We start from the raw sequence: 18,221 nt of genomic DNA, 5'->3' as shown, positions 1-18,221 counted from the left end.
GGACGGGACGATCCGTGAGAGGCGGTCAGCGTTGGTCGACGGCAGGCCCGTGAAGGTCGCCTTCCCTACCTCGCCTACCGGGCGTGGGGAGCGGATCACCCACAACCTCGCCGCGCGAAGGGGACTTCCCGCATGGCATGCGGGGAAAGTCCCCTTCACCCCGCACAGGCAGGGCAACGCCACCAGCGACTCAGAGCCAGCCAAGACGTGACGCCTGTGCTCCCAGCTGGAACCTGGTCTGCGCGCCCAGCAACTGCTGCAGACGGCTGATCCGCCGGAGCACCGTGCGCTCGCTGACGCCGAGTTCGCGCGCGATCGCCTCGTCGGTCAGGCCGCCGCTCAACAACGCGAGTAGCCGACGAGTGGCGAGCGTCGGTTCCCGCGCCGCTTCCGCGCCGTCCGGCCCGCCTGCCCGGACCGGCACGGCCAACCGCCAGAACGATTCGAACAGCTCGATCAGCGCGCACAGCAGCATCGACGGATGGATCAGCAACGCCAGCACGTCGCCGGCGTCGGAGTTCGGGACGGCGATCAGCGCCCGGTTGCTGTCGGCGATCACCAGTTTCAAGGGCAGCCTGAGGAACACCCTTGCCTGCTCCCCGAGGGCGATACTCGACTGCACGTGGGCGAAGCCGTCGTCGTCCTGGAGCACGGCCGAGTCGTAGACGACGCGGTAGCCGATGCCGCGCGCCATCGAACCCGGTTGCACCGTGCTCACCTCGGATTTCGGGCTCATGTAGGACCCTGGATCCAGCGCGACGATGTCCACGCCCGCCTGGGTCTGCATGGCCTCGAACGTGGCGATCACCTCGTCGCGGCTGTGCAGCACCTCGACGAAGTCCGCGTCCCGGCCGGTCCGCAGGGAGTAGGCGGCGCCGAGGACCTCGGCCGCTTCCCGCGCGCGGACGGCGGCGGCCTCGTGCTGCGCGGCGAACGCCGAGAGCGCCGCCCGTGGCGGGCGCACCTCGACCCCGGCCGCACCGGCTCGGACCAGGCCGAACCGTTCCAGTTCGGTCAGCTCGGCACCGGGCGTGATCGGGTGCCCGTCCAGCAGGGCCCGGTACAGCTGCTCCGCCTCCATCGACAGGCCCCGCGACTCGGCCGGCATGACGCTTTCTCCTCCCCCACCCGGGATTGACGCCCTGACATCGATGTCAGGCGTCGCGGTGTCTGCTTCCACTCACCGGTCCTGAGGGAGAAAGCGGCGAGCTCGTGCGCCTGAACCAGTAACGAAAGGATCACAGATGCACGCCGAAGAGGCTCCCGCGAACCGGATCGGGTCGCGGGAGCCTCCGTTCAGCGCTTCGGGGACTAGCTGTTGGCGGGCATCCCGTTCTCGTCGGCCTCCGGCGTGGCGGTGCCTTCGAGCAGCTCACGCACGATCTCGTTCGCCTTGCGCACCTGGGGCGTGATCATCTTGAGCTTGATCTTCCCGTCGTGCCCGAGGTTGCCGCCGACCTCGACCGTCTGGTCCTCCCCCGGCAAGGGCAGCCCCTGGCAGCCGGTGAACTTCTTCTTCGGCGTCAGACCGGTCTGGAAGTAGGCGACGATCGGGTCGTCGACGCAGTCGGTGTTGTACGGGAAGATCCCGTGGCTGCCTTCGTTGTCGACGCTGATCATCTTGGCGCCCGGCAGGCCGTTCGCGGTGGCGAGCGCGCCCTCGTACGGCGTGGCCGCGTCGAGTTCGGTCTGCGCGATCAGCAACTTCGGGAACGTCTTCCGGTCCGGCGCCGGTTTGGCGTTGGTGGTCGGCCAGAACGCGCACAGCGGCGCGCCCGAAAGGGCCATGATCGGCGCGATGAACGGCGCGTTCACGGTCAGGTCGGCCTGCCAGTAGTTCCAGTAGTGCAGATTCTGGTTCCACTGGCCGTCCTGGCAGCGGATCGCCTCGAACGCGGCGTCCCAGGTCTCGACTTCGGCACCGCCCTGGTAGGAGGCCTTGCGTTCGACCGAGTCCTTCTTCGCGATGGCCTCCAGCGCGTTCTTCTTGCCCTTGGCCAGGAACGCCTTGTTCGCGTCCGTCAGCCCGGGCGTGGTCAGCGCCTCGGCGACGACCTGCTCGAGCTTCTCCGCGTCGGTCCCGGCGGGAGCGGGCTTCTTGGCCAGCGCGGCCACCATGGAGGCGGCCGACGGGTACTGGTTGGTGTTGTACATCGCGGGGATGATGAACCAGGCGGCGTAGAGCATGCCCGTGAACTCCCGGGTGCCGCCCGCCTTCTCCCAGTTGCGGCGGATCTCCAGCGGGTCGGTGCCCGTCTTGTATTTGGCGTCGTTGCGCGCCATGTAGGGCAGCAGCGCTTCCTGGAACTGGCGGTCACGGCTGCGCGGCTGCAGGTCCCAGGTCTTCTCCAGCGTCGAGCGGCTCGCGTCGGTCGACGAGTCCAGCAGGAACCGGTGCGCCTTGCCAGGGAACGTCGTGGCGTACCAGGTGCCGAGCCACGTGCCGTACGAGTAACCGATGTAGCTGGTCTTCTTCTCGCCGAGCAGCACCCGGATGAAGTCCATGTCGTACGCGGTCTGCTCAGTGTTGATGAACTTCGTCAGCGGGTTCTCGAGGCAGCCCGCGACCTTCGCCCGGCTGATCACGTTCTGATCCGTGCTGTCCGGAACGGTGTAGCTGCAGGTCAGCGGCGTGCTCAAGCCGACGCCGCGGGGATCGAAGCCGACGAAGTCGTACTGCGAGGCCAGCACGGGGCTGCGCATCGCCATCGCGGCACCCCACGGCAGGCCTTCCCCGCCGGGTCCGCCGGGGTTGACCAGCGCGATGCCCTGCCTGCCCGTGCCGGGATAGGCGGTCGCGGTCTTGGAGACGCGGACGCCGATGGTGTTGCCGTCCTGCGGGTTGTGCCAGTCACGCGGCACTTGGATGGTGGCGCAGGCGAGACCCTTGACCTTCTTCAGTTCGGCTTCCGTCGCCGGGGCGACCGAGGGGAACGAACACTCACCCCAGGCCACCGCCTGCTTGGTCAGCGCGCCGGCGAGCGCCGCGGTGTCCGGGTCGGCCTTGGCGGCGGGTGCCGCACCCGCGGCAGGGGCCAGCCCCAGGCCCGAAGCCAGGAAGGCACCGGCGATCACCGCCACCGTGCCTCTCCGCGTCTTTCTCGTACTACTGATCACCATGATCCCTTTCGACAGGAGCCCCCGACGTCCGTACGAGAAGTAAAGACAGGTGATCAGCACTCCTACACGGCCGCAAGCTGGCGGATACCCGACATGGCGGGATCCCGACACCGACGGCGCGACCAGCGTAACGACTCCGGATCATTCGCGACCTGTGGGTGTGTCCGCGACCGATCTCAGCACCGTGTCCTTCCCCGGGTGGGCCGTGCCCACCTCCCCGCGCGGGGAAGCCGTCGCGGGGCGGACGCTGGCTTGGGGATCCGGCCGCGGTCTTGCGGCCGGACCGGCACAACCTGATCCCAGGGCTCGGACCGTCCTTCTTCACGAAGTTCCCGTATTCCGCCGGCGGCGGAGCACCGGAGCATCCCTGCCTGGTCCTCGACCGGGTGGTCGCCTCCGCCCTGCGCGAATTCGGGTGGGAGTCCCTCCCAGGCCCAGGGTCAGTCGGGATGCAGCCCAGGACCGGAGTCCACCGGTTGCGCGATCGGAGTCGGACTGAGCGACGCTTCGTCCTCGCCCTCCTCCAGGAGGGTCGCCGCGGCGCCGACCACCTTCAGATCCGGCTCGCCGACGGTGTCCTCTGCCTTGTCTGCGTAGTCCACCCGCGCGAGCACGCTGCGCATCGCCTCGACGCGGGCACGTTTCTTGTCGTTGCTCTTGACCACCGTCCACGGCGCGATCTCCGTGTCGGTGGATCGGAACATCGCGACCTTCGCCTTGGTATAGGAGTCCCAGCGGCCGAGCGACTTGATGTCGTTGGAACTGAGCTTCCACTGGCGCACCGGGTCGACCTGCCGGATGAGGAACCGGGTCCGCTGCTCGGATTTCGACACGGAGAACCACAGCTTCACTAAGATGATCCCGTCGTCGACGAGCATCCGCTCGAACGTCGGGGCCTGCCGCATGAACCGCTCGTACTGCTCGTCGGTGCAGTACTCCATCACCCGTTCGACGCCGGCACGGTTGTACCAGGACCGGTCGAACAGCACGATCTCGCCTTCCGTGGGCAGATGGTTCACGTAGCGCTGGAAGTACCATTCGCCCTGCTCGCGTTCGGTGGGTTTGCTCAGCGCCACCGCCCTCGCGCCGCGCGGGTTGAGATGTTCGGTGAACCGTTTGATGGTGCCGCCCTTGCCCGCCGCGTCCCGGCCTTCGAACAGGATGACCATGCGGCCGCCGGTCTCCTTGATCCAGTACTGCAGTTTCAGCAGTTCGATCTGCAGCGACCTCTTCACCACCTCGTACTCGTCGCGGGTCATCCGCGACGGGTACGGATAGTTCTCCCGCCAGGTGTCGATCGGGGAACCGTCCGGGCGGCGCAGGATCGGATCGTCGGCGTCCTCGTAGTCGACGACGAGACGCTGGTCCCGCAGTTCCGGGAAGTGCGCGGCGAGATCAGGCGATGGGTCGAGCACAAGCCGCTGATACCCGTGGCGGCCGTCCCGCAAACGCGGTGTCAACTCGTGGCCGCCAGCGCGCCACCGAGTCCGACGAGCGCGGTGCCGGTGACCCGGTCGAGCACCTTGCGCGGGCCACTCCTGCGCATGAGACCCGACAACCGCGCGGTGAGCAGCACGAACAGCCCCCACCACAGGACACCAAGGCCGATGTCCAGCAGGCCGAGGGTCAGCACCTGCGGGGTCGCCGCGGCCTCGCGGTCGATGAACTGCGGCAACACACTCACGAAGAACAAAGCGGCCTTCGGATTGAGCACGTTGGCGAGGAAGGCCTGGCGGAACACCCGCCGCGGCAAGGACTCTTCCGCTTCAGGTGCTGGGGAACCGCAGTCGTGCCAAGACCTCCACAGCGCCTGCGCTCCCAGGTAGACGAGGTAGGCCGCGCCGACGATCTTGAGGACGGTGAAGGCGACGGCACTGTGCAGCAGCACAGCCGAGACGCCGAACACCGCGGCGGCCATGTGCACGGCGAGACCGCACTGCACACCGGCGGCCGCCACGAGTCCAGCCGAGCGGCTCCGGACCGACTGGCGAAGGATCACCACCCAGTCCGGGCCGGGGATCACGTAGGCGACCATGACGACACCGGCGAACACCGCCAGGGTTCCCGCGCTCATCGACACTCCCCTTCCGCAGGCCTCGGCCTTCGAGGTGCCCAGAGCCGGACTCGATCAATCACGGAACCCTTCACGAGAAGGTGCCAACGAAGTCAGCCGGCGCGCAGGTGATCACGCAGCGCTCGTGCCACGCGGGCCATCAGGACCTCGGCCTCCGGCTGGATCGCCGCGGGCACCCGGGATTCGGTCAGCGCGGCGATCGCGAAGAGTCCTCCGTCGGCGTGTTCGACCACCCCGACCTCGTGCCGCATGTTCAGCAGGGTGCCCGTCTTGGACGACCAGGTCGTGGCATCGGAGACGAAGTCGGGGCTCAGCCGCTGGCGCAACAGGTTGAGCCCCATCAGCTCCCGCACCCTCGCCGCCACCCCTTCGTCCACTTTGGACGGCTTCCACAGCGCTTCGAGCAGGCCGACGAACGCGCGGGCCGAGCCGGAACTCGCACGGGTGATGTCGAGCTGGGGAACGGGATGTCCTTGTCCCACGGTGCCCGCGCTGATCGCGAGGGCGTGCGCGAGGTGGACGTCCGCGGGATCGAAGCGTTCCGCGGGCGTGTCGCTGAGGTCCGCCGCCGGATGCCGCGCGGAGATCCCGGCGACGCCCCATTCGCGCGTCATCCTGGTGACTTCGGTGGGCGGTGTCAGCGAGAAGAGCGTGTCGGCCGCGGTTTCGTCGCTGATGGCCATGGTGAGGTAGAGCAGGTCGTCGATCGCGACCCTGGCCGGATGCCGGAACCGGGTCAGCCCGGTCGGCCCTGGCGCGGTGGCCCGGCCCGGCTGGACGTCGATCGCCGCCGAACCGTCCAGTTCGCCCAGCCGCATCCGCTCCAGGGTCACCGCGGCGAGCGGGACCTTCACCAACGAGGCGCTCGGGAACACCAGATCGGGATCGATGCCGATCTCGTGGCCGGTCCGCAGGTCACGCACCAGGAACGAGCCCCGCAGGCCGCCGTCGTCGAGTTCCGCGCGCAACCGCAGGAGCAGCGTTTCCGTGGTCAAGTCGTCTCCTCGGTCTCTTCCGCGCCGAGACACCGGGCGATGTCAGGCCACAATCGTGCACGCAGCCGCTGTGCGTCCTCGCCGAGCCCCGCCGTGATCTCGAAGCCGCGAGCGAGCCGGATCTCGCCGATGGGCAGCCAGTTCAGCCCGAGTTCGGTGGCCTGGGCCGTCGAACACACCAGCAGATCGGCCGAACCGAACACGGCCGCCGCGGCGGCGGTGAGCGCATCGGCGACGGCGACCTGTGCCGGCCGCAGTCCCACCGAGTCGCGCACGCGGAACAGGCGGTCGCGGATATGCGGGACGTCGTCCTCGGGCTGGATCCAGACCCGGCGCGGCGGGCGGCCGGATCGGCCGACCCGCAGCGTTTCCAGGTGGAAGGAGCCCGACGGCTGCCTGGTCCCACCGGCGACTCCCAGGGGGACCTTCCACGTGCCCTCTTCGGCGGGGACGGCCGTGAGCGCGGCCCGGACCTCTTGAGTGCGCACGAGTTCCGCTCGTTCCCGCGGCGCGGCCCGCCGGAATTCCAGGAAGACGTCGAGTGTCCGTGCCGCCGCGTCGAGTTCGGCGAGTTCGCGGGTCGTGCAGGTTTCCGGCACCGCGAGCCGCATCGGCCGGAGTTTGGCGCGTTGCGCGTCGTGCTCCATCGCGTCGGCCAGGGTCACCAGGCGTTTCGCCGACGGCAGCATGTCCTGGCCGAACGGCGTCAGCAGGGCGCGACGGGTGGTGCGGTCGAACAGCCGCTCGCCGAAATGCCGTTCGAGGGCGGCGATGCGACGGCTCGCCACAGGTTGGGGAATACGCGCGATGGCGGCTCCCGCGGTGAAGGAGCCGGCCTCACTGACGCTCACGAAGGCCCGGCAGCTGCCGATCAGGTCCACGACCACATACTATGCGTGAATCGCATGGAACCGGTCATTCGTGTCTTGGACAGCATGGACGGTCATGGACAGACTGCGGGCATCGAACGATCTTGAAAGGAAGTCACCCATGCCCGTCATCTCCCGCCGCTGGACAGGCCGAGCCGCTCTCCTGGCGCTCTCGGTCGTATCCCTCGCCGCGTGTTCCACCCCCGCCCCGGCGCAGCCGCCCGTCACCACCCCCGTCGCGACGGCAGGACGAGCTGACTTCGAGCAGCTCGAGCGTGCCTTCGGCGCCCGGCTCGGGCTGTACGCGGTGGACACCGCGACCGGCCGCGAGGTCGCCTTCCGCGCCGACGAGAGGTTCGCCTACGCCTCGACGCACAAGGCGTTCAGCGCCGGCGGTGTCCTGCAGCGGACCCCGGTCGCGGACCTGGACCGGACGGTGACCTACAGCAGGCAGGACCTGGTCTCCGACTCACCGGTCACGGAGAAGCACGTCGACACCGGCATGCCACTGCGCGACGTCATCGACGCCACCCTTCGCTACAGCGACAACACCGGCGGCAACCTGCTCTTCCGTGAACTCGGCGGTCCCGCGGGCCTCGCCGCGGTGCTGCACGGGATCGGCGACACCACCACTCACGTCGACCGGATCGAGCCCGAACTGAACGACACCACTCCGGGCGACATCCGGGACACCAGCACGCCTCGCGCCCTCGCCGTGAGCCTCCGCGCCTTCGCCCTCGGCAATGCCCTTCCCGAGGACAAGCGCAAGATCCTCGTCGACATCATGCGCGCCAACACCACCGGCGACCCGAACATCCGCGCCGGAGTCCCTGGCTGGCCGGTCGCCGACAAGACGGGAACCGCGAGCTACGGGACACGCAACGACATCGGCGTCGTCTGGCCGCCGGACCGGGCTCCGATCGTCATCTCGGTGCTGACCGACCGGGCCACCAAGGACGCCCAGATCGACAACAAGCTGCTCGCACAGGCGACGGCGGCAGCGGTGAAAGCTCTTTCCTAGACAACTGGGTACCGGCCGGGGTGGAGAGATTCTGTCCACCCCGGCCGGGTTCACCGGATCAGCGCCGGCAGGGGTTGCCCGCCGGGTGCGCGGCGGTGCCGTGCACGTCGGCCTGGGATTCCGCGAGCACGATCTTCGCGAGCGCGGTGTCCAGTGCGACGGCCTGCTGCTTGACGACGCCGTTCGCCACGGTCTGGCCGTTGAGCTTCAACGAGCCGATGACCAGTGGGATGGTCAGCGGCGCCGAGCCCACCGTGATCGCCTGACCGTTGATCTTCAGCGAGGCGACGTTCGAATTACCCGCCAGCACCGGGGCGAGTCCGCCCGGCGCGGGCTGACAGGTCGCCGTGGCCTGCGACTGGATCACGCCGAGCTCGATGTTCAGCCCGAGGGTGCTGATCACCGTCTTGTCGATCTTCGCCGACGCCAGCGCGCGATCGCCCGCGGCGGGCGCGACCGACTGGTTGTCCGGCGTGAGATCGGTCGACGCGGTCAGCACCTGGGTTTCGACCTCGATCAGGCCGGCGTTGAGCGTCGCGGCGGCGACGGTGCTGAAGTCGTCGGCACAGGGCAGGTTCGCCGGGTTGGCCTGCGCCGCGACCACGCCGACAACGTTCGCCGCGGTGCCCGTGCAGGAGAAGACGCCGTCACGGTCGTCGTCGAGGATCGTGCCGACACCGGTCGGATCGACGAGGCCCGCGCCCGACGGGGCCGAGAGGTTCACCGTGAACGTCTCGTTCGGCTCGTCGACGGTGTCCGGGACGACCTGGACGGTCACCGGTTTGACCGTCTCACCGGGAGCGAAGGTGACCGTGCCACCCGCCGTCAAGTAGTCGGCGGGCGCCGTCGCTGTGCCGTTGGCCGTCGAGTACTGGACCGTCACCGGGTTCGGGCTCGGGCCGCCGAGCAGCGACACCGTGAAGGTCGCCGGTACCGGCGCGCCACCCGAGCCTTCGTCGACCGTCACGTCGTTGATGCTCAAGCCGAGCACGCGCACGGTCGTGGTCTCGATGTAACCACGCGAAACGCCGTCGACCTGATAGTCGACCACGCACTGGTACGTGCCGGGAGCGGCACTCGCCGACGCCGTGATCTTCTCGGTGAACGTGGCGACGTCGCCGCTGGCCACCTTGACGCTGCCGGGGGCGTTGGTGACCGTGAGCTGCGGATCGCAGCTGGTCACCGTCGGGGTCACCGTGACCTCGATGGCCTTGATGCCGTCCAGGATGGCCTGGGAGACCTGGCCGGCGGGCACGTTGTTCAGCAGCACCCCACCGGTGGCCGAGGTGATGGCGCTGGCCTGTCCGGTGGCGTCGAGACCCCCGACGTTGACGGCGACCACACTGATCTTCGCCGCCTGCAGCGCCGCGATGGTCTGTGCCAAGTTGTGCCCGCCGCTCGGATCGTGCGACGGCGCGTCGCCGAACCACGCGATGATGCGGGTGCCGTCCGGCCGGAAGGTGACCGCGCCGGTGGCCAGCTGGTACAGAGCGTTCAGGTTCGCCTCCGGCGTGTCCCCGCCGCCCGAAGCCGCCCACTGGTTGATTCCGGTCTGGACCGCGGTGGTGTCACCGGTGATGCCCTGGTTGACCTTGAACGGCACCGAGTCGGTGAAATCCTTGTACTCGGCGACGCCGAACTGTGCGGTCGGCTGCGCGGCGAGCACATCACCGGTGATGGTGCCGGCGTTCGCCTTCACGTTGCCGATCGGGCCGCCCATGCTGCCCGTGGTGTCCGCGAGCAGGACGAGATCGGGGTTCGGCGGCACGGCCGAGGTCGTCACGTTCTTGGTCACGGTGGTGCTCTGCCCCGCGTTGAGGGTCAGGTCGAGCGTGGCCGGGTCGACCCCCGGTGGGGCCGCGGCGGCGACCGCGGTGGACGCGAACACCGCCGTGACGGCGGTCAGAACGACGAGCAGTGGTCTTCGTGACATGGACTTCCCTTTCGAGAACCGGCGACGGCCGGAATTGCGGTGGGTTCTGGGAAAGACGGAATACCCGCCATTTCGTTAGCGCCTGGGCCGGATGTCACCCAGAGCGCCCCCTGTCAAGACGCTCAACGGGCGGTCACCGCGAATCCGGGCTACGCGGACCATGTCCGCATTGCGCCATCCAGCCGAACGACCTTCGACGCCTCTCACTCTTCAGTGTGAGAGGCGTCGAAGGTCTTATGTTTTCCGTGAACATCTCGCCGGGCGAAAATCGGCTTCGACCGACTTTCACCGGCGAATGTTCACCGAATGTCGTAACCTCGCCCGGTCCGCCGATACCGTGATGAGACATCCGGCTCGGCCAGTGAATACAGCGGACCTCCCCGTCATCGAGCCGGACGTACTTCGCCGGGCCACCGTTGTTGCCGTAGATCGGTTGCGTATGGATATCGGCCAACCTGGCCAGTTTGGCAGGGAACACAGTGCTGGGTTGATAATCAGCCCCGCCGTCGATCCACTTCACGGGGTGGGAGATTTTCTCCCAGTTCGCCGGTTTCCGGACCTCGATACCCACGTTCGCCTCGCCGTTGACCGGATCCGCGTGGATGGTGACGGAGCAATTCGATCGATTCGACGGGAACGCTGAGCGATTCGGCGATCCTCATCGCCGACCAGCCGTGCTCGGCGACGCCCAGAAATGCCTCAGGTGAGCGTTTCACCCACCCGCACTGCTCGAAGCGTTTGACCACATTGGACAGACGAGAGAGCGAACCGTTGGCGAGGTGGGCCAGTTCACTCATCCGCCGCCGACGAGATCGTCAAGGCCTTCGAGAACGTCGAACGGACCCTCGCCACCGCGGGCGCCACCTGGCGCGACGTCATTCGCCGTGAACTCCTACCACGTCCCGGACTCCCCCGAGACCATCGGCGAGGCCCACAACCGCGTGATGGTCGAGCAGTTCCGCGAACGGATGGGCGATCGCGCGCCCCTCTGGACCGAGATTGGCGTCCCGGCCCTTGGCGCGCCCGGGATGCGGGTGGAGATCCGGGTGACCGCGATCGCCGGGTGGGAGGACTGACGCCGACCTCAAGCTTTTTCGGCGCTCTCGACGGAGCGGTAGACAGGGAGGACGTCCGTGAGGCCGGTGCTGCTCAAGCTCCGCAGCAGGTTCTCCGGCGGGTTCACCAGCGCGATCGCGGCGCTCGCGGCGACGGCGAGGTTCCGGGCGGCCAGCAAAGCGGAAATCCCGCTGGAATCGCAGAAGGTCACCGCGGACAAGTCGATGATCAACGACTGTCCACTTGGGACGATCAACGTCCCGATCACCCGGCATGCTTCGGAAGCGGTGACGACGTCGAGTTCGCCGGTGAGTTCCAGCACCGTCGCGGCCCGAGTGACGCGGATGGCGATGCCGAGCGCGCCGGTCACCGCCGGATCCTGGTGACGTCGGGGACTCCGAGCGCGAAGAGTGCGGTGTCGTCCTCCACCCCGTCGCCGAAACCGGCGAGCAGAACAGCCAGCGCGTCGACAGTCTCCTTCGCGCCGACCGGGCCGAGGGCCGCGAGGAACTCCAGAAGACGCTCCTCGCTGTAGCGTTCCCGGCCGTTCGTGGGGCGCGCTTCGAGGAGGCCGTCGCTGTAGAGAAGCAGGACGTCACCGGGCGTCAGCCGCACCGTGGTCTCCACGAAACGCGCACCGGGGATGGCGCCGACGAGCATTCCGCCGTAGGTGTCGACGAACTCGACGGAACCGTCCGCGCGAAGCAGCACCGCCGGAGGGTGTCCGCCACTGGCCAAGGTGACGGCACAGCCGTCGGGGCCTGGGCTGAGCGAGCCGTACACGGCGGTGCAGAACCGCGGATCGCCGCCCTGGAACTCCTGGTGCAGCACGGTGTTGAGGTTCTCGAGCACCGCGACGGGATCCGGGTCGTAGACGGCGGCCGAGCGCATCGTGTAGCGGGCAAGGGATGTCACCGCGGCCGCCACGGCGCCCTTGCCGGAAACGTCGCCGAGAAAGAAGCCCCAGTTGTCGCCGGTGAGCGGGAACAGGTCGTAGAAGTCTCCACCGACCTCGTCGGCCGAGGCCGGGTGGTAGTAGGCGGCCGTCTCCAACCCCGGCACGGTCATCAGCACCGGCGGCAGCAGCGTGCGCTGCAGGGTGGACGCGAGTTTCCGCGCCCGGTCGCGTTCGTGATCGGCCTGCCGGCGCGCGCGCAGCAGTTCCTGTTCGTAGGCGCGGCGCTCCCGTGCGTCGAAGACGACGACGCGGATCAGCTGGGCCGTACCGTCCGCGCCGGTCTTGACCGTCGCGGTCACCAGCACCGGGATCCGGGTCCCGTCGGCGCACCGCAGTTCCAGCGCGAGCCCGCCCGCCTCGCCGTGCATCGCCAGCATCGGCGCGACATGGGTCTCGTGATAGATCCGGCCGCCGACGGTCAGCAGGTCGGCGAAGCTCCGCCTGCCGACCAGTTCGTCGCGGTCATGGCCGAGCCAGCTCAGCAGGGTGGTGTTGATCTTCGCGATGGTCCCGTCCATCAACGTCGACAGATATCCGCACGGGGCGTTCTCGTACAGATCTTCGGCGCTGTCTTCGAGCAACGACGGGAACGTCATCCCCGTCTTGTTCCCGTCGCCGCTCGTTTCACACATCATGGGGTGCTCATGAACTCCATGATCGCCTTCGCGGTCGCCTCCGGCGCGCTCAGCTGCGGGCAGTGTCCCGTCGCGTCGAGGGTCACCAGCTCGCTGCCGGAGATCTGCCGCTGCACGAAGCGGCCGACCTCCTGCGGGGCGATCGCGTCGCGAGCGGTCTGGATCACGAGCGTCGGGACGGCGACCTTCGCCAGGTCCGCGCGGTTGTCGGACAGAAAGGTGAGGCGGGCGAACACGCGCGCGATCGCGGGATCCGTCCGGCAGAAGCTGTCGGTCAGCTCTTCCCCGAGTTCGGGGCGTTCGGGGTTGCCCATGATCACCGGCGCCATGGCCGCCGACCACCCGAGGTAGTTGGACTCGAGCGATTCGAGCAGTTCGTCGATGTCGGCCCGGCTGAACCCGCCCCGGTAGTCCCCGTCGTCGACGTAGCGGGGCGACGGGGTGAGCAGCACGAGCTTCGCGAACCGCTCGGGCTCCCGGTTCACGGCCAGCACGGCGATCGTCGCCGACACCGAATGCCCGACGAGCACGACGTCGCGCAGGTCCAGCTCTTCGCAGATGTCCAGAACGTCCTCGGCGTAGGCGTCCAGACTCACGTAGCGCTCGGGCGACCAGGCCGTGAAGTCGGATCTACCGGCGCCGATATGGTCGAACAGCACCACGCGGAATCGTTCGGCGAGCGCCGGGACGACGAGCCGCCAGAGGTTTTGGTCACACCCGAAGCCGTGGGCGAGCAGCACGGTCGGCCCGTCGGGCCGGCCGGTCACCACCACGTTGCTCCTGCTTCGCACGTCCACCGACGTATCCTTCCACGCCGGAATCATCCTCGCGGCACGAGTGTGAGCGCCCTCCTGCCTGGGTATTCCTCCGATGCGCCCATGCTCTTGGCCCAGCTGGGAAACCGCTAAGGAGATACGCATGGGTTTTACCGGAACACGCCACGCCTACGAATTCCCCAGCGGTAGCGCCCCTTCGCTGCGAGAAGTCCGGGCGTGGCTCCGCGACCGGCTCGGGGGCGTCGGACGGGGCACCGTGGCCGACACCGAGCTGCTGACCACCGAACTGGTCACCAACGCGCACGAACACGCCAACGGCGTCACCGAACTGAGGGTGTCCGTCCCCTGCGGGCGTGCCGTCGTCCGCGTCGAAGTCGACGACCGCCGCCCACAGCTGAGGCCCCTTCGCGTGGTCAACCGGGATCCGACGAGCCCGCACGGACGGGGACTGGCGCTGGTCGAGGCGATCAGTGCCGATTGGGGCGTGGACACCGGCGCCGGGATCAAAACGGTGTGGGCGGAGATCCCGGTGCTCTGACACGATCGCCGTGTGGACGAGTCGCAGAGCAGCGGACGCCGTGGCCTGGTGGCGCCGAGACCGCGTCCGGGTGACCATGTTCGTTTGGTCTCACCTGCCAGCTTCCCAGCCGTGAGCTCCTCGCGAACTCCGTGGCGGTGCTGGAAAGCTGGGGCCTGATCGCCGAGGTCGGCGTGCACGCGCTCGGCCAGTGGGGATACCTGGCCGGTCGCGACGAGGACCGCCTGTCCGATCTCAACGACGCCTTCCGCTCCCCCGAGGTCCGCGCGGTGATCGCCACCACCGGCGGCGCGGGCGCGTACCGCAGCGCTGATGAAATCGACTTCAACGCGGTCCGGGCCGACCCCAGGCCCCTGGTCGGTTTCAGCGACATCACCTCCCCGCACCTCGCCCTCTGGCGGCACTGCGGCCTGGCGGGAATCCACGGTTTCCTGGCGGGCTCCCGGTCCGCCGCGTCGACCCGGCGGCTGCTGATGAACGGCGCGCCCATCACCCTGCGTCGCGACCCGTTGTTCCTCGAGGTTGAGCGCTCCATCGGCCTCGGCCAGATCGACCGGCAAGTGACCCAGCTGATCCGGTCCGGCTCGCTTCGAGGCGTACGCGGTGTCGCACTCGGCCGGTTCCCCGGTTTCGACGACTACACCGATCGTGGCTGGACCCTCGTCGACGTCCTCACCGATCGCCTGGGCTCGCTGGGTGTCCCGGTGCTCGGCGGCCTCGACGTCGGACGCGGCACGGACCCGCTTTCCGTGCCGCTGGGGCCGCCCGCCGTCCTGAACACGGTCGCGGGCACGCTCACCGTGGCACCGGGCGTGAGTGGTAAGGACGGTTAAAGCGGATCCGTATTCGCCTAGGCCGACGATGTAGGAATTGGGACGTCCATGGTCCCAATTCCTACATCGTCACCAAGCCGCACCGACCCGGACCTTGATCAAGGGAGGATCGAGCACCACCGGGCTGACCGACAGGACGAATTCGGCGGTCGAAAAGCTCATAACGTGACTTTACTCTTGGATCGACGAACTAAAACGGAGCAATGTTCCATGAACATACGGAGCACTGTTCCGTTTTGTCGAACGCCCCTCACCGATCAGGCCGGTCCAGTCGTCAGGGGCGGTGCCGCGATAACCTCGTAAACGACCTCACTGGTTTCCGAGCACCGGACCCAGCCGCGCTCAATTCAGTTCCTGGGCGTGCACTAAGGACCAAGACGGCGGGCGAATTCCTTGTCATACAAGGAGAACCTCGCGCACGTCTTCCGGAAATCAAGAGTACGGGCGTACACTCAAGCACAGGCTAGCCGCGTGGAGGTCGATCCCTGATGGACGTGACAAAAACCTTGAGGTCCGCACTCACCGGGACGACAACGGAGTCGCGGTCCGCGGTCCGTGAGCTGCGTCGGGAGACCGAGGACCTGGTGGCCCGCCGGGCGGGCAAGACGGCGAACCGGGTGACCGAACTGGGCGAGCGCCTCGCCGATCTGGTCCTGGTCTCCGGGAGCAGGATCGCGGGTCTCGCCGATCGACACAGCAAGCCCGTCGGCGAGGGTGTGCGCCGGGAGGCGGGCCGGATCGGTCACTCGCTGGAGCGATTGTCCGCGACGCTGTCGGACCGGGCCATCCTCATCGCCGAAGAACTGCTCGAGCCCGCGCCGCCTAGGAAACGCCGTCGGCGATGAGGCCGTGAAGGCCTCCTTCCTACTTTGAGGGTCAGGCCTTGGCGAAGTCGAAATTTTGCAGGTCAGGCGGTTATCCGGACTAGGCATCGCTAGTGCTGCAAGGGACGAGTGGGGAGGATTCGAGACGTTCAACGTCCGAAATCCTCACCGCTCGGACGGGTGCCGGGATTCCTTGGGGGAGGCATGTCCCTGAACACCTGTGGTGATCAAGCTCTGCAACCGGTGCGACCCCGCGACGATGGAGGAATGGGGACACTCAACGTCCCGATTCCTACATTGTCAGCCCCGCACAGCGACAAATAGCCGCCTGCCCCGCAAGACCTCGACTTTGCCGGGACCCTGACCTAGAGAGTAGTGAAGTAGGCCTTCACGGACTCCCCTCGGCCAGACCACACTTCTCCGGGAGCCGTGACACATCGGTGCCATCGGCACTTCCGTGCCGAGAGGCCGGGTGCCGTGCCGCTCAGCGCGCCCTTCTCCCGTCTTTAGTCGCTATCGACGGCCGTATCCGCTTGCCTAGCATGGCAAAACCGGCATCGGATCCGGCCGGGCGACCCCTGGCGATCCCGCCGCGCCATGAACGGGCGACCCGTCGAATTCCCATTCTTTTCGTAGTTTCCTGTAGTGGAAGGCATCCATGCGTATCCGAGGTCTACTCACCGCACTGCTGTGCGCGGCCGGGCTCGCGACGGTCGCGCCCGCCGCCGGCGCGGCCCCCATCATCGACGGCGAATACGCCCAGTCCGGCCCGTGGGCGGCCATGATCGAGCAGAACGGCGAGCAGTGGTGCTCCGGCTCGATCATCAGCGCCCGCTGGGTGCTCACCGCCCGGCACTGCATCGACGAACCCGGTGCCGACTACTCGGTCCGCGTGGGCGACGTCGACCACCGCGCTGGAACTTACGCCGTGGTGGCGGACATCTACACACCGTCCAGCGGAGCCGACATCGCGCTGCTCAAGCTCGACCGCTCGGTCAGCACGACGTACGCGTCACTCGGCACTTCCGTCGCCACCGGGAACACCGAATACGTCTATGGCTGGGGCTACAACGAAGACGGCGACCTTCAGCGCTACCTCAAGGTCGCCCGGATGACGGTGACCAGTGTCGGAAGTGGACTGATCAAGGCACGCAAGGGCGACGGGCTGACCAACGGCGGCGACTCGGGCGGGCCGGTGTTCGTCGGCGGCAAGCAGGTCGGCGTGCACATCGCGGGTAACAAGGTGGACAGCTCGACGCACACCGGCATCGCGGCGAACCGCACCTGGATCCGCGAGACCTCGGGCGTCTAGGCCATGTCCTCGGACGGACTCGGCGCGCAGCTGATCAGGCTGGGTCTCGGCGAGACCGCCGCCCGGATCTACCGCCGGATGATCGAGAGCGCGCCGGTGTCCGCCGGGGACCTGGCGTGGCAGGAGGACGACGCGGAGACCGTCCATCTGGCACTGAAAGAACTCGCCGACGCGGGGCTGGCGGTGTCGTCCGGAGTGGACGGCACCGAGTTCCTCCCCGCGAATCCGGGTGAGGCGCTGGCCGCGCTGACCACCCGACGGCAAGCCGAACTGCACGACGCGCGGCTCGCGGTGCAAACCGCGTACCGCGCCTTCCGGCGAGCGCATTCGGGAATGCCGAACGCGCAGGACCTGCTCGAAGTGGTCACCGGCGACGCCATCGTCGCGCGGTTGCACCATCTCGCGACCACGGTGCGGCACCAGGTGCGCCGTCTCGACTCCCCGCCCTACTTCACCGGCGGCCAACGGAACCTCCTCGAGGAGGAGCAGCTGCGGCGCGGGATCACCTACCGCTGTGTCTACAGTGGAGCGTCACTGGGCGATCCCGGCTATCTCACCGGGAACATCCTGCCGTGCCTGCGCGCGGGCGAGCAGGCACGGTTGCTGCCCGAACTCCCCGTGAAGCTGACACTTTTCGACAACCGGGCGGCCACCATCGCACTGACCATCCGCGAGGCCGATCGCAACCAGTCCATCGTCATCGTCCGCCCCTGCAGCCTCTTCTCCGCGTTGGAAGGGCTGTTCGAAACGTCCTGGGCCGCGGCGCTCCCGCTCGACCGGGGAGCACAGGCGTCCGCACAGCCGATCCGGCCGATCGAACGAGAATTGCTGATCTTGCTCGCGGCCGGGCGCAAGGACGACGAAATCGCCGCCGGACTTTGCGTCAGCAGACGCACCCTGTTCCGCTATCTCGAAGCCCTGATGGACCGCGCCGGTGTCTCCAGCCGGTTCCAGTTGGGCGTCTTCGCCGCGCACAACGGCTGGCTCTGACGCACGCAATTAGTCCTCTAGTTGCGGTAGTTGGTGAACCGACCTACCGCAACTAGTGCTGTGACCACATAGGTTGGCCGGGTTGGTTTAGGCGGCGTGGGTGGCGCGTTGGCCCCAGATGTGCTGGCGTTCGCTGCGGACGCGTGCTCGTTCGCGGCGTTGGGCTGCGAGGACGTCGGGGTGCCGGGCGTTGGCGTTGCGCCAACGTAGGTAGTCGTGCAGGGCGCGGGTCGCGACAGTGTGGTTCGGGTGGTTCGATCCGGCGACGACGAAGGTTTTCAGCGGCC

18 protein-coding genes and 2 pseudogenes are annotated in these 18,221 nt (G+C 68.0%); 8 read left to right on the top strand and 12 right to left on the bottom strand.

Annotation, left to right across the window (positions count from 1 at the left end; translation table 11 throughout):
• Nucleotides 1-190: 190 nt before the first annotated feature.
• Together ACM6LU_RS16645 and ACM6LU_RS16640 are read right to left on the bottom strand one after the other, a co-directional pair.
• Nucleotides 191-1,108: a LuxR family transcriptional regulator gene (locus ACM6LU_RS16645; RefSeq protein ID WP_414938609.1), complete on the bottom strand. Its 918-nt coding sequence runs from the start codon at nt 1,106-1,108 to the stop codon at nt 191-193.
• A 203-nt stretch (nt 1,109-1,311) separates the two neighbouring features.
• Nucleotides 1,312-3,081 (bottom strand): alpha/beta hydrolase, encoded by a 1,770-nt coding sequence (locus tag ACM6LU_RS16640; protein WP_414938608.1) that lies wholly within the window; start codon nt 3,079-3,081, stop codon nt 1,312-1,314.
• Nucleotides 3,082-3,278: 197 nt separating this feature from the next.
• On the opposite strand from ACM6LU_RS16640, the pseudogene ACM6LU_RS16635 reads away from it, so the two are divergent.
• Nucleotides 3,279-3,536 (top strand): annotated as a pseudogene (locus ACM6LU_RS16635) (hypothetical protein); the annotation flags it as partial.
• Nucleotides 3,537-3,560: 24 nt separating this feature from the next.
• On the opposite strand, the gene ppk2 reads toward ACM6LU_RS16635, so the two are convergent.
• The 4 genes from ppk2 to ACM6LU_RS16615 form a co-directional block, all read right to left on the bottom strand.
• Nucleotides 3,561-4,568, bottom strand: coding sequence for a polyphosphate kinase 2 (gene ppk2, locus ACM6LU_RS16630; RefSeq protein ID WP_414939140.1), 1,008 nt, complete (start codon nt 4,566-4,568; stop codon nt 3,561-3,563).
• 8 nt (nt 4,569-4,576) lie between these two features.
• Entirely contained in the window at nt 4,577-5,194 is a 618-nt protein-coding gene (locus ACM6LU_RS16625) for a LysE family translocator (RefSeq protein WP_414938607.1), read from the bottom strand.
• Between the two features lie 92 nt (nt 5,195-5,286).
• On the bottom strand, nt 5,287-6,189 hold the full coding sequence (locus tag ACM6LU_RS16620) for a serine hydrolase (RefSeq protein WP_414938606.1): 903 nt from the start codon (nt 6,187-6,189) through the stop codon (nt 5,287-5,289).
• Nucleotides 6,186-7,076, bottom strand: coding sequence for a LysR family transcriptional regulator (locus ACM6LU_RS16615; protein ID WP_414938605.1), 891 nt, complete (start codon nt 7,074-7,076; stop codon nt 6,186-6,188). The genes ACM6LU_RS16620 and ACM6LU_RS16615 overlap by 4 nt, the downstream gene beginning before the upstream one ends.
• A 103-nt stretch (nt 7,077-7,179) precedes the next feature.
• On the opposite strand from ACM6LU_RS16615, the gene bla reads away from it, so the two are divergent.
• A complete protein-coding gene (gene bla / locus ACM6LU_RS16610) occupies nt 7,180-8,079 on the top strand; it encodes a class A beta-lactamase (RefSeq protein ID WP_414938604.1) in 900 nt (299 codons plus the stop codon).
• A gap of 58 nt (nt 8,080-8,137) precedes the next feature.
• On the opposite strand, the gene ACM6LU_RS16605 is transcribed toward bla, so the two are convergent.
• Nucleotides 8,138-10,012, bottom strand: a complete 1,875-nt coding sequence (locus ACM6LU_RS16605) for a Calx-beta domain-containing protein (protein WP_414938603.1) — start codon at nt 10,010-10,012, stop codon at nt 8,138-8,140.
• A 133-nt stretch (nt 10,013-10,145) separates the two neighbouring features.
• On the bottom strand, nt 10,146-10,583 hold the full coding sequence (locus tag ACM6LU_RS16600) for a hypothetical protein (RefSeq protein WP_414938602.1): 438 nt from the start codon (nt 10,581-10,583) through the stop codon (nt 10,146-10,148).
• A gap of 313 nt (nt 10,584-10,896) precedes the next feature.
• Between ACM6LU_RS16600 and ACM6LU_RS16595 the strand changes: the two genes are divergently transcribed.
• Entirely contained in the window at nt 10,897-11,088 is a 192-nt protein-coding gene (locus ACM6LU_RS16595; RefSeq protein WP_414938601.1) for a hypothetical protein, read from the top strand.
• 8 nt (nt 11,089-11,096) lie between these two features.
• Here the strand turns inward: ACM6LU_RS16595 and ACM6LU_RS16590 are convergent, their stop codons facing one another.
• The 3 genes from ACM6LU_RS16590 to ACM6LU_RS16580 are packed head-to-tail and all read right to left on the bottom strand — an operon-like array spanning nt 11,097 to nt 13,458.
• Entirely contained in the window at nt 11,097-11,438 is a 342-nt protein-coding gene (locus tag ACM6LU_RS16590; protein ID WP_414938600.1) for an STAS domain-containing protein, read from the bottom strand.
• Entirely contained in the window at nt 11,435-12,661 is a 1,227-nt protein-coding gene (locus ACM6LU_RS16585; RefSeq protein ID WP_414938599.1) for a PP2C family protein-serine/threonine phosphatase, read from the bottom strand. The genes ACM6LU_RS16590 and ACM6LU_RS16585 overlap by 4 nt, the downstream gene beginning before the upstream one ends.
• Nucleotides 12,658-13,458 (bottom strand): alpha/beta fold hydrolase, encoded by an 801-nt coding sequence (locus ACM6LU_RS16580; protein WP_414938598.1) that lies wholly within the window; start codon nt 13,456-13,458, stop codon nt 12,658-12,660. Before ACM6LU_RS16580 ends, ACM6LU_RS16585 begins: the two co-directional genes overlap by 4 nt.
• 121 nt (nt 13,459-13,579) lie before the next feature.
• Here ACM6LU_RS16580 and ACM6LU_RS16575 point away from each other — a divergent pair, with 121 nt between their 5' ends.
• The 5 genes from ACM6LU_RS16575 (at nt 13,580) to ACM6LU_RS16555 (ending at nt 17,934) form a co-directional block, all read left to right on the top strand.
• Nucleotides 13,580-13,975 carry an ATP-binding protein gene (locus tag ACM6LU_RS16575; RefSeq protein WP_414938597.1) on the top strand — a complete coding sequence of 132 codons (396 nt, stop codon included), beginning with the start codon at nt 13,580-13,582 and terminating at the stop codon, nt 13,973-13,975.
• A 131-nt stretch (nt 13,976-14,106) separates the two neighbouring features.
• Nucleotides 14,107-14,808, top strand: a complete 702-nt coding sequence (locus ACM6LU_RS16570) for a S66 peptidase family protein (RefSeq protein WP_414938596.1) — start codon at nt 14,107-14,109, stop codon at nt 14,806-14,808.
• Between the two features lie 488 nt (nt 14,809-15,296).
• On the top strand, nt 15,297-15,653 hold the full coding sequence (locus ACM6LU_RS16565; protein WP_414938595.1) for a hypothetical protein: 357 nt from the start codon (nt 15,297-15,299) through the stop codon (nt 15,651-15,653).
• A gap of 637 nt (nt 15,654-16,290) precedes the next feature.
• Nucleotides 16,291-16,944 (top strand): S1 family peptidase, encoded by a 654-nt coding sequence (locus ACM6LU_RS16560; RefSeq protein WP_414938594.1) that lies wholly within the window; start codon nt 16,291-16,293, stop codon nt 16,942-16,944.
• Between the two features lie 3 nt (nt 16,945-16,947).
• A complete protein-coding gene (locus ACM6LU_RS16555) occupies nt 16,948-17,934 on the top strand; it encodes a helix-turn-helix transcriptional regulator (protein WP_414938593.1) in 987 nt (328 codons plus the stop codon).
• A gap of 87 nt (nt 17,935-18,021) precedes the next feature.
• On the opposite strand, the pseudogene ACM6LU_RS16550 reads toward ACM6LU_RS16555, so the two are convergent.
• Nucleotides 18,022-18,221, bottom strand: a pseudogene (locus tag ACM6LU_RS16550) (IS630 family transposase); the annotation flags it as partial.

This window comes from Amycolatopsis sp. cmx-11-51 (assembly GCF_047608665.1).
GTDB lineage: Bacteria > Actinomycetota > Actinomycetes > Mycobacteriales > Pseudonocardiaceae > Amycolatopsis.
This window is presented reverse-complemented; position numbering and strand designations above follow the sequence as displayed.

Bases quoted from the DNA above. Each gene is read 5' to 3' on its own strand.
- ACM6LU_RS16645 (WP_414938609.1), bottom strand. From the start codon at position 1,108: ATGCCGGCCGAGTCGCGGGGCCTGTCGATGGAGGCGGAGCAGCTGTAC.
- ACM6LU_RS16575 (WP_414938597.1), top strand. From the start codon at position 13,580: ATGGGTTTTACCGGAACACGCCACGCCTACGAATTCCCCAGCGGTAGC.
- bla (WP_414938604.1), top strand. From the start codon at position 7,180: ATGCCCGTCATCTCCCGCCGCTGGACAGGCCGAGCCGCTCTCCTGGCG.
- ACM6LU_RS16625 (WP_414938607.1), bottom strand. From the start codon at position 5,194: ATGAGCGCGGGAACCCTGGCGGTGTTCGCCGGTGTCGTCATGGTCGCC.
- ACM6LU_RS16565 (WP_414938595.1), top strand. From the start codon at position 15,297: ATGGACGTGACAAAAACCTTGAGGTCCGCACTCACCGGGACGACAACG.
- ACM6LU_RS16555 (WP_414938593.1), top strand. From the start codon at position 16,948: ATGTCCTCGGACGGACTCGGCGCGCAGCTGATCAGGCTGGGTCTCGGC.
- ACM6LU_RS16605 (WP_414938603.1), bottom strand. From the start codon at position 10,012: ATGTCACGAAGACCACTGCTCGTCGTTCTGACCGCCGTCACGGCGGTG.
- ACM6LU_RS16585 (WP_414938599.1), bottom strand. From the start codon at position 12,661: ATGATGTGTGAAACGAGCGGCGACGGGAACAAGACGGGGATGACGTTC.
- ACM6LU_RS16560 (WP_414938594.1), top strand. From the start codon at position 16,291: ATGCGTATCCGAGGTCTACTCACCGCACTGCTGTGCGCGGCCGGGCTC.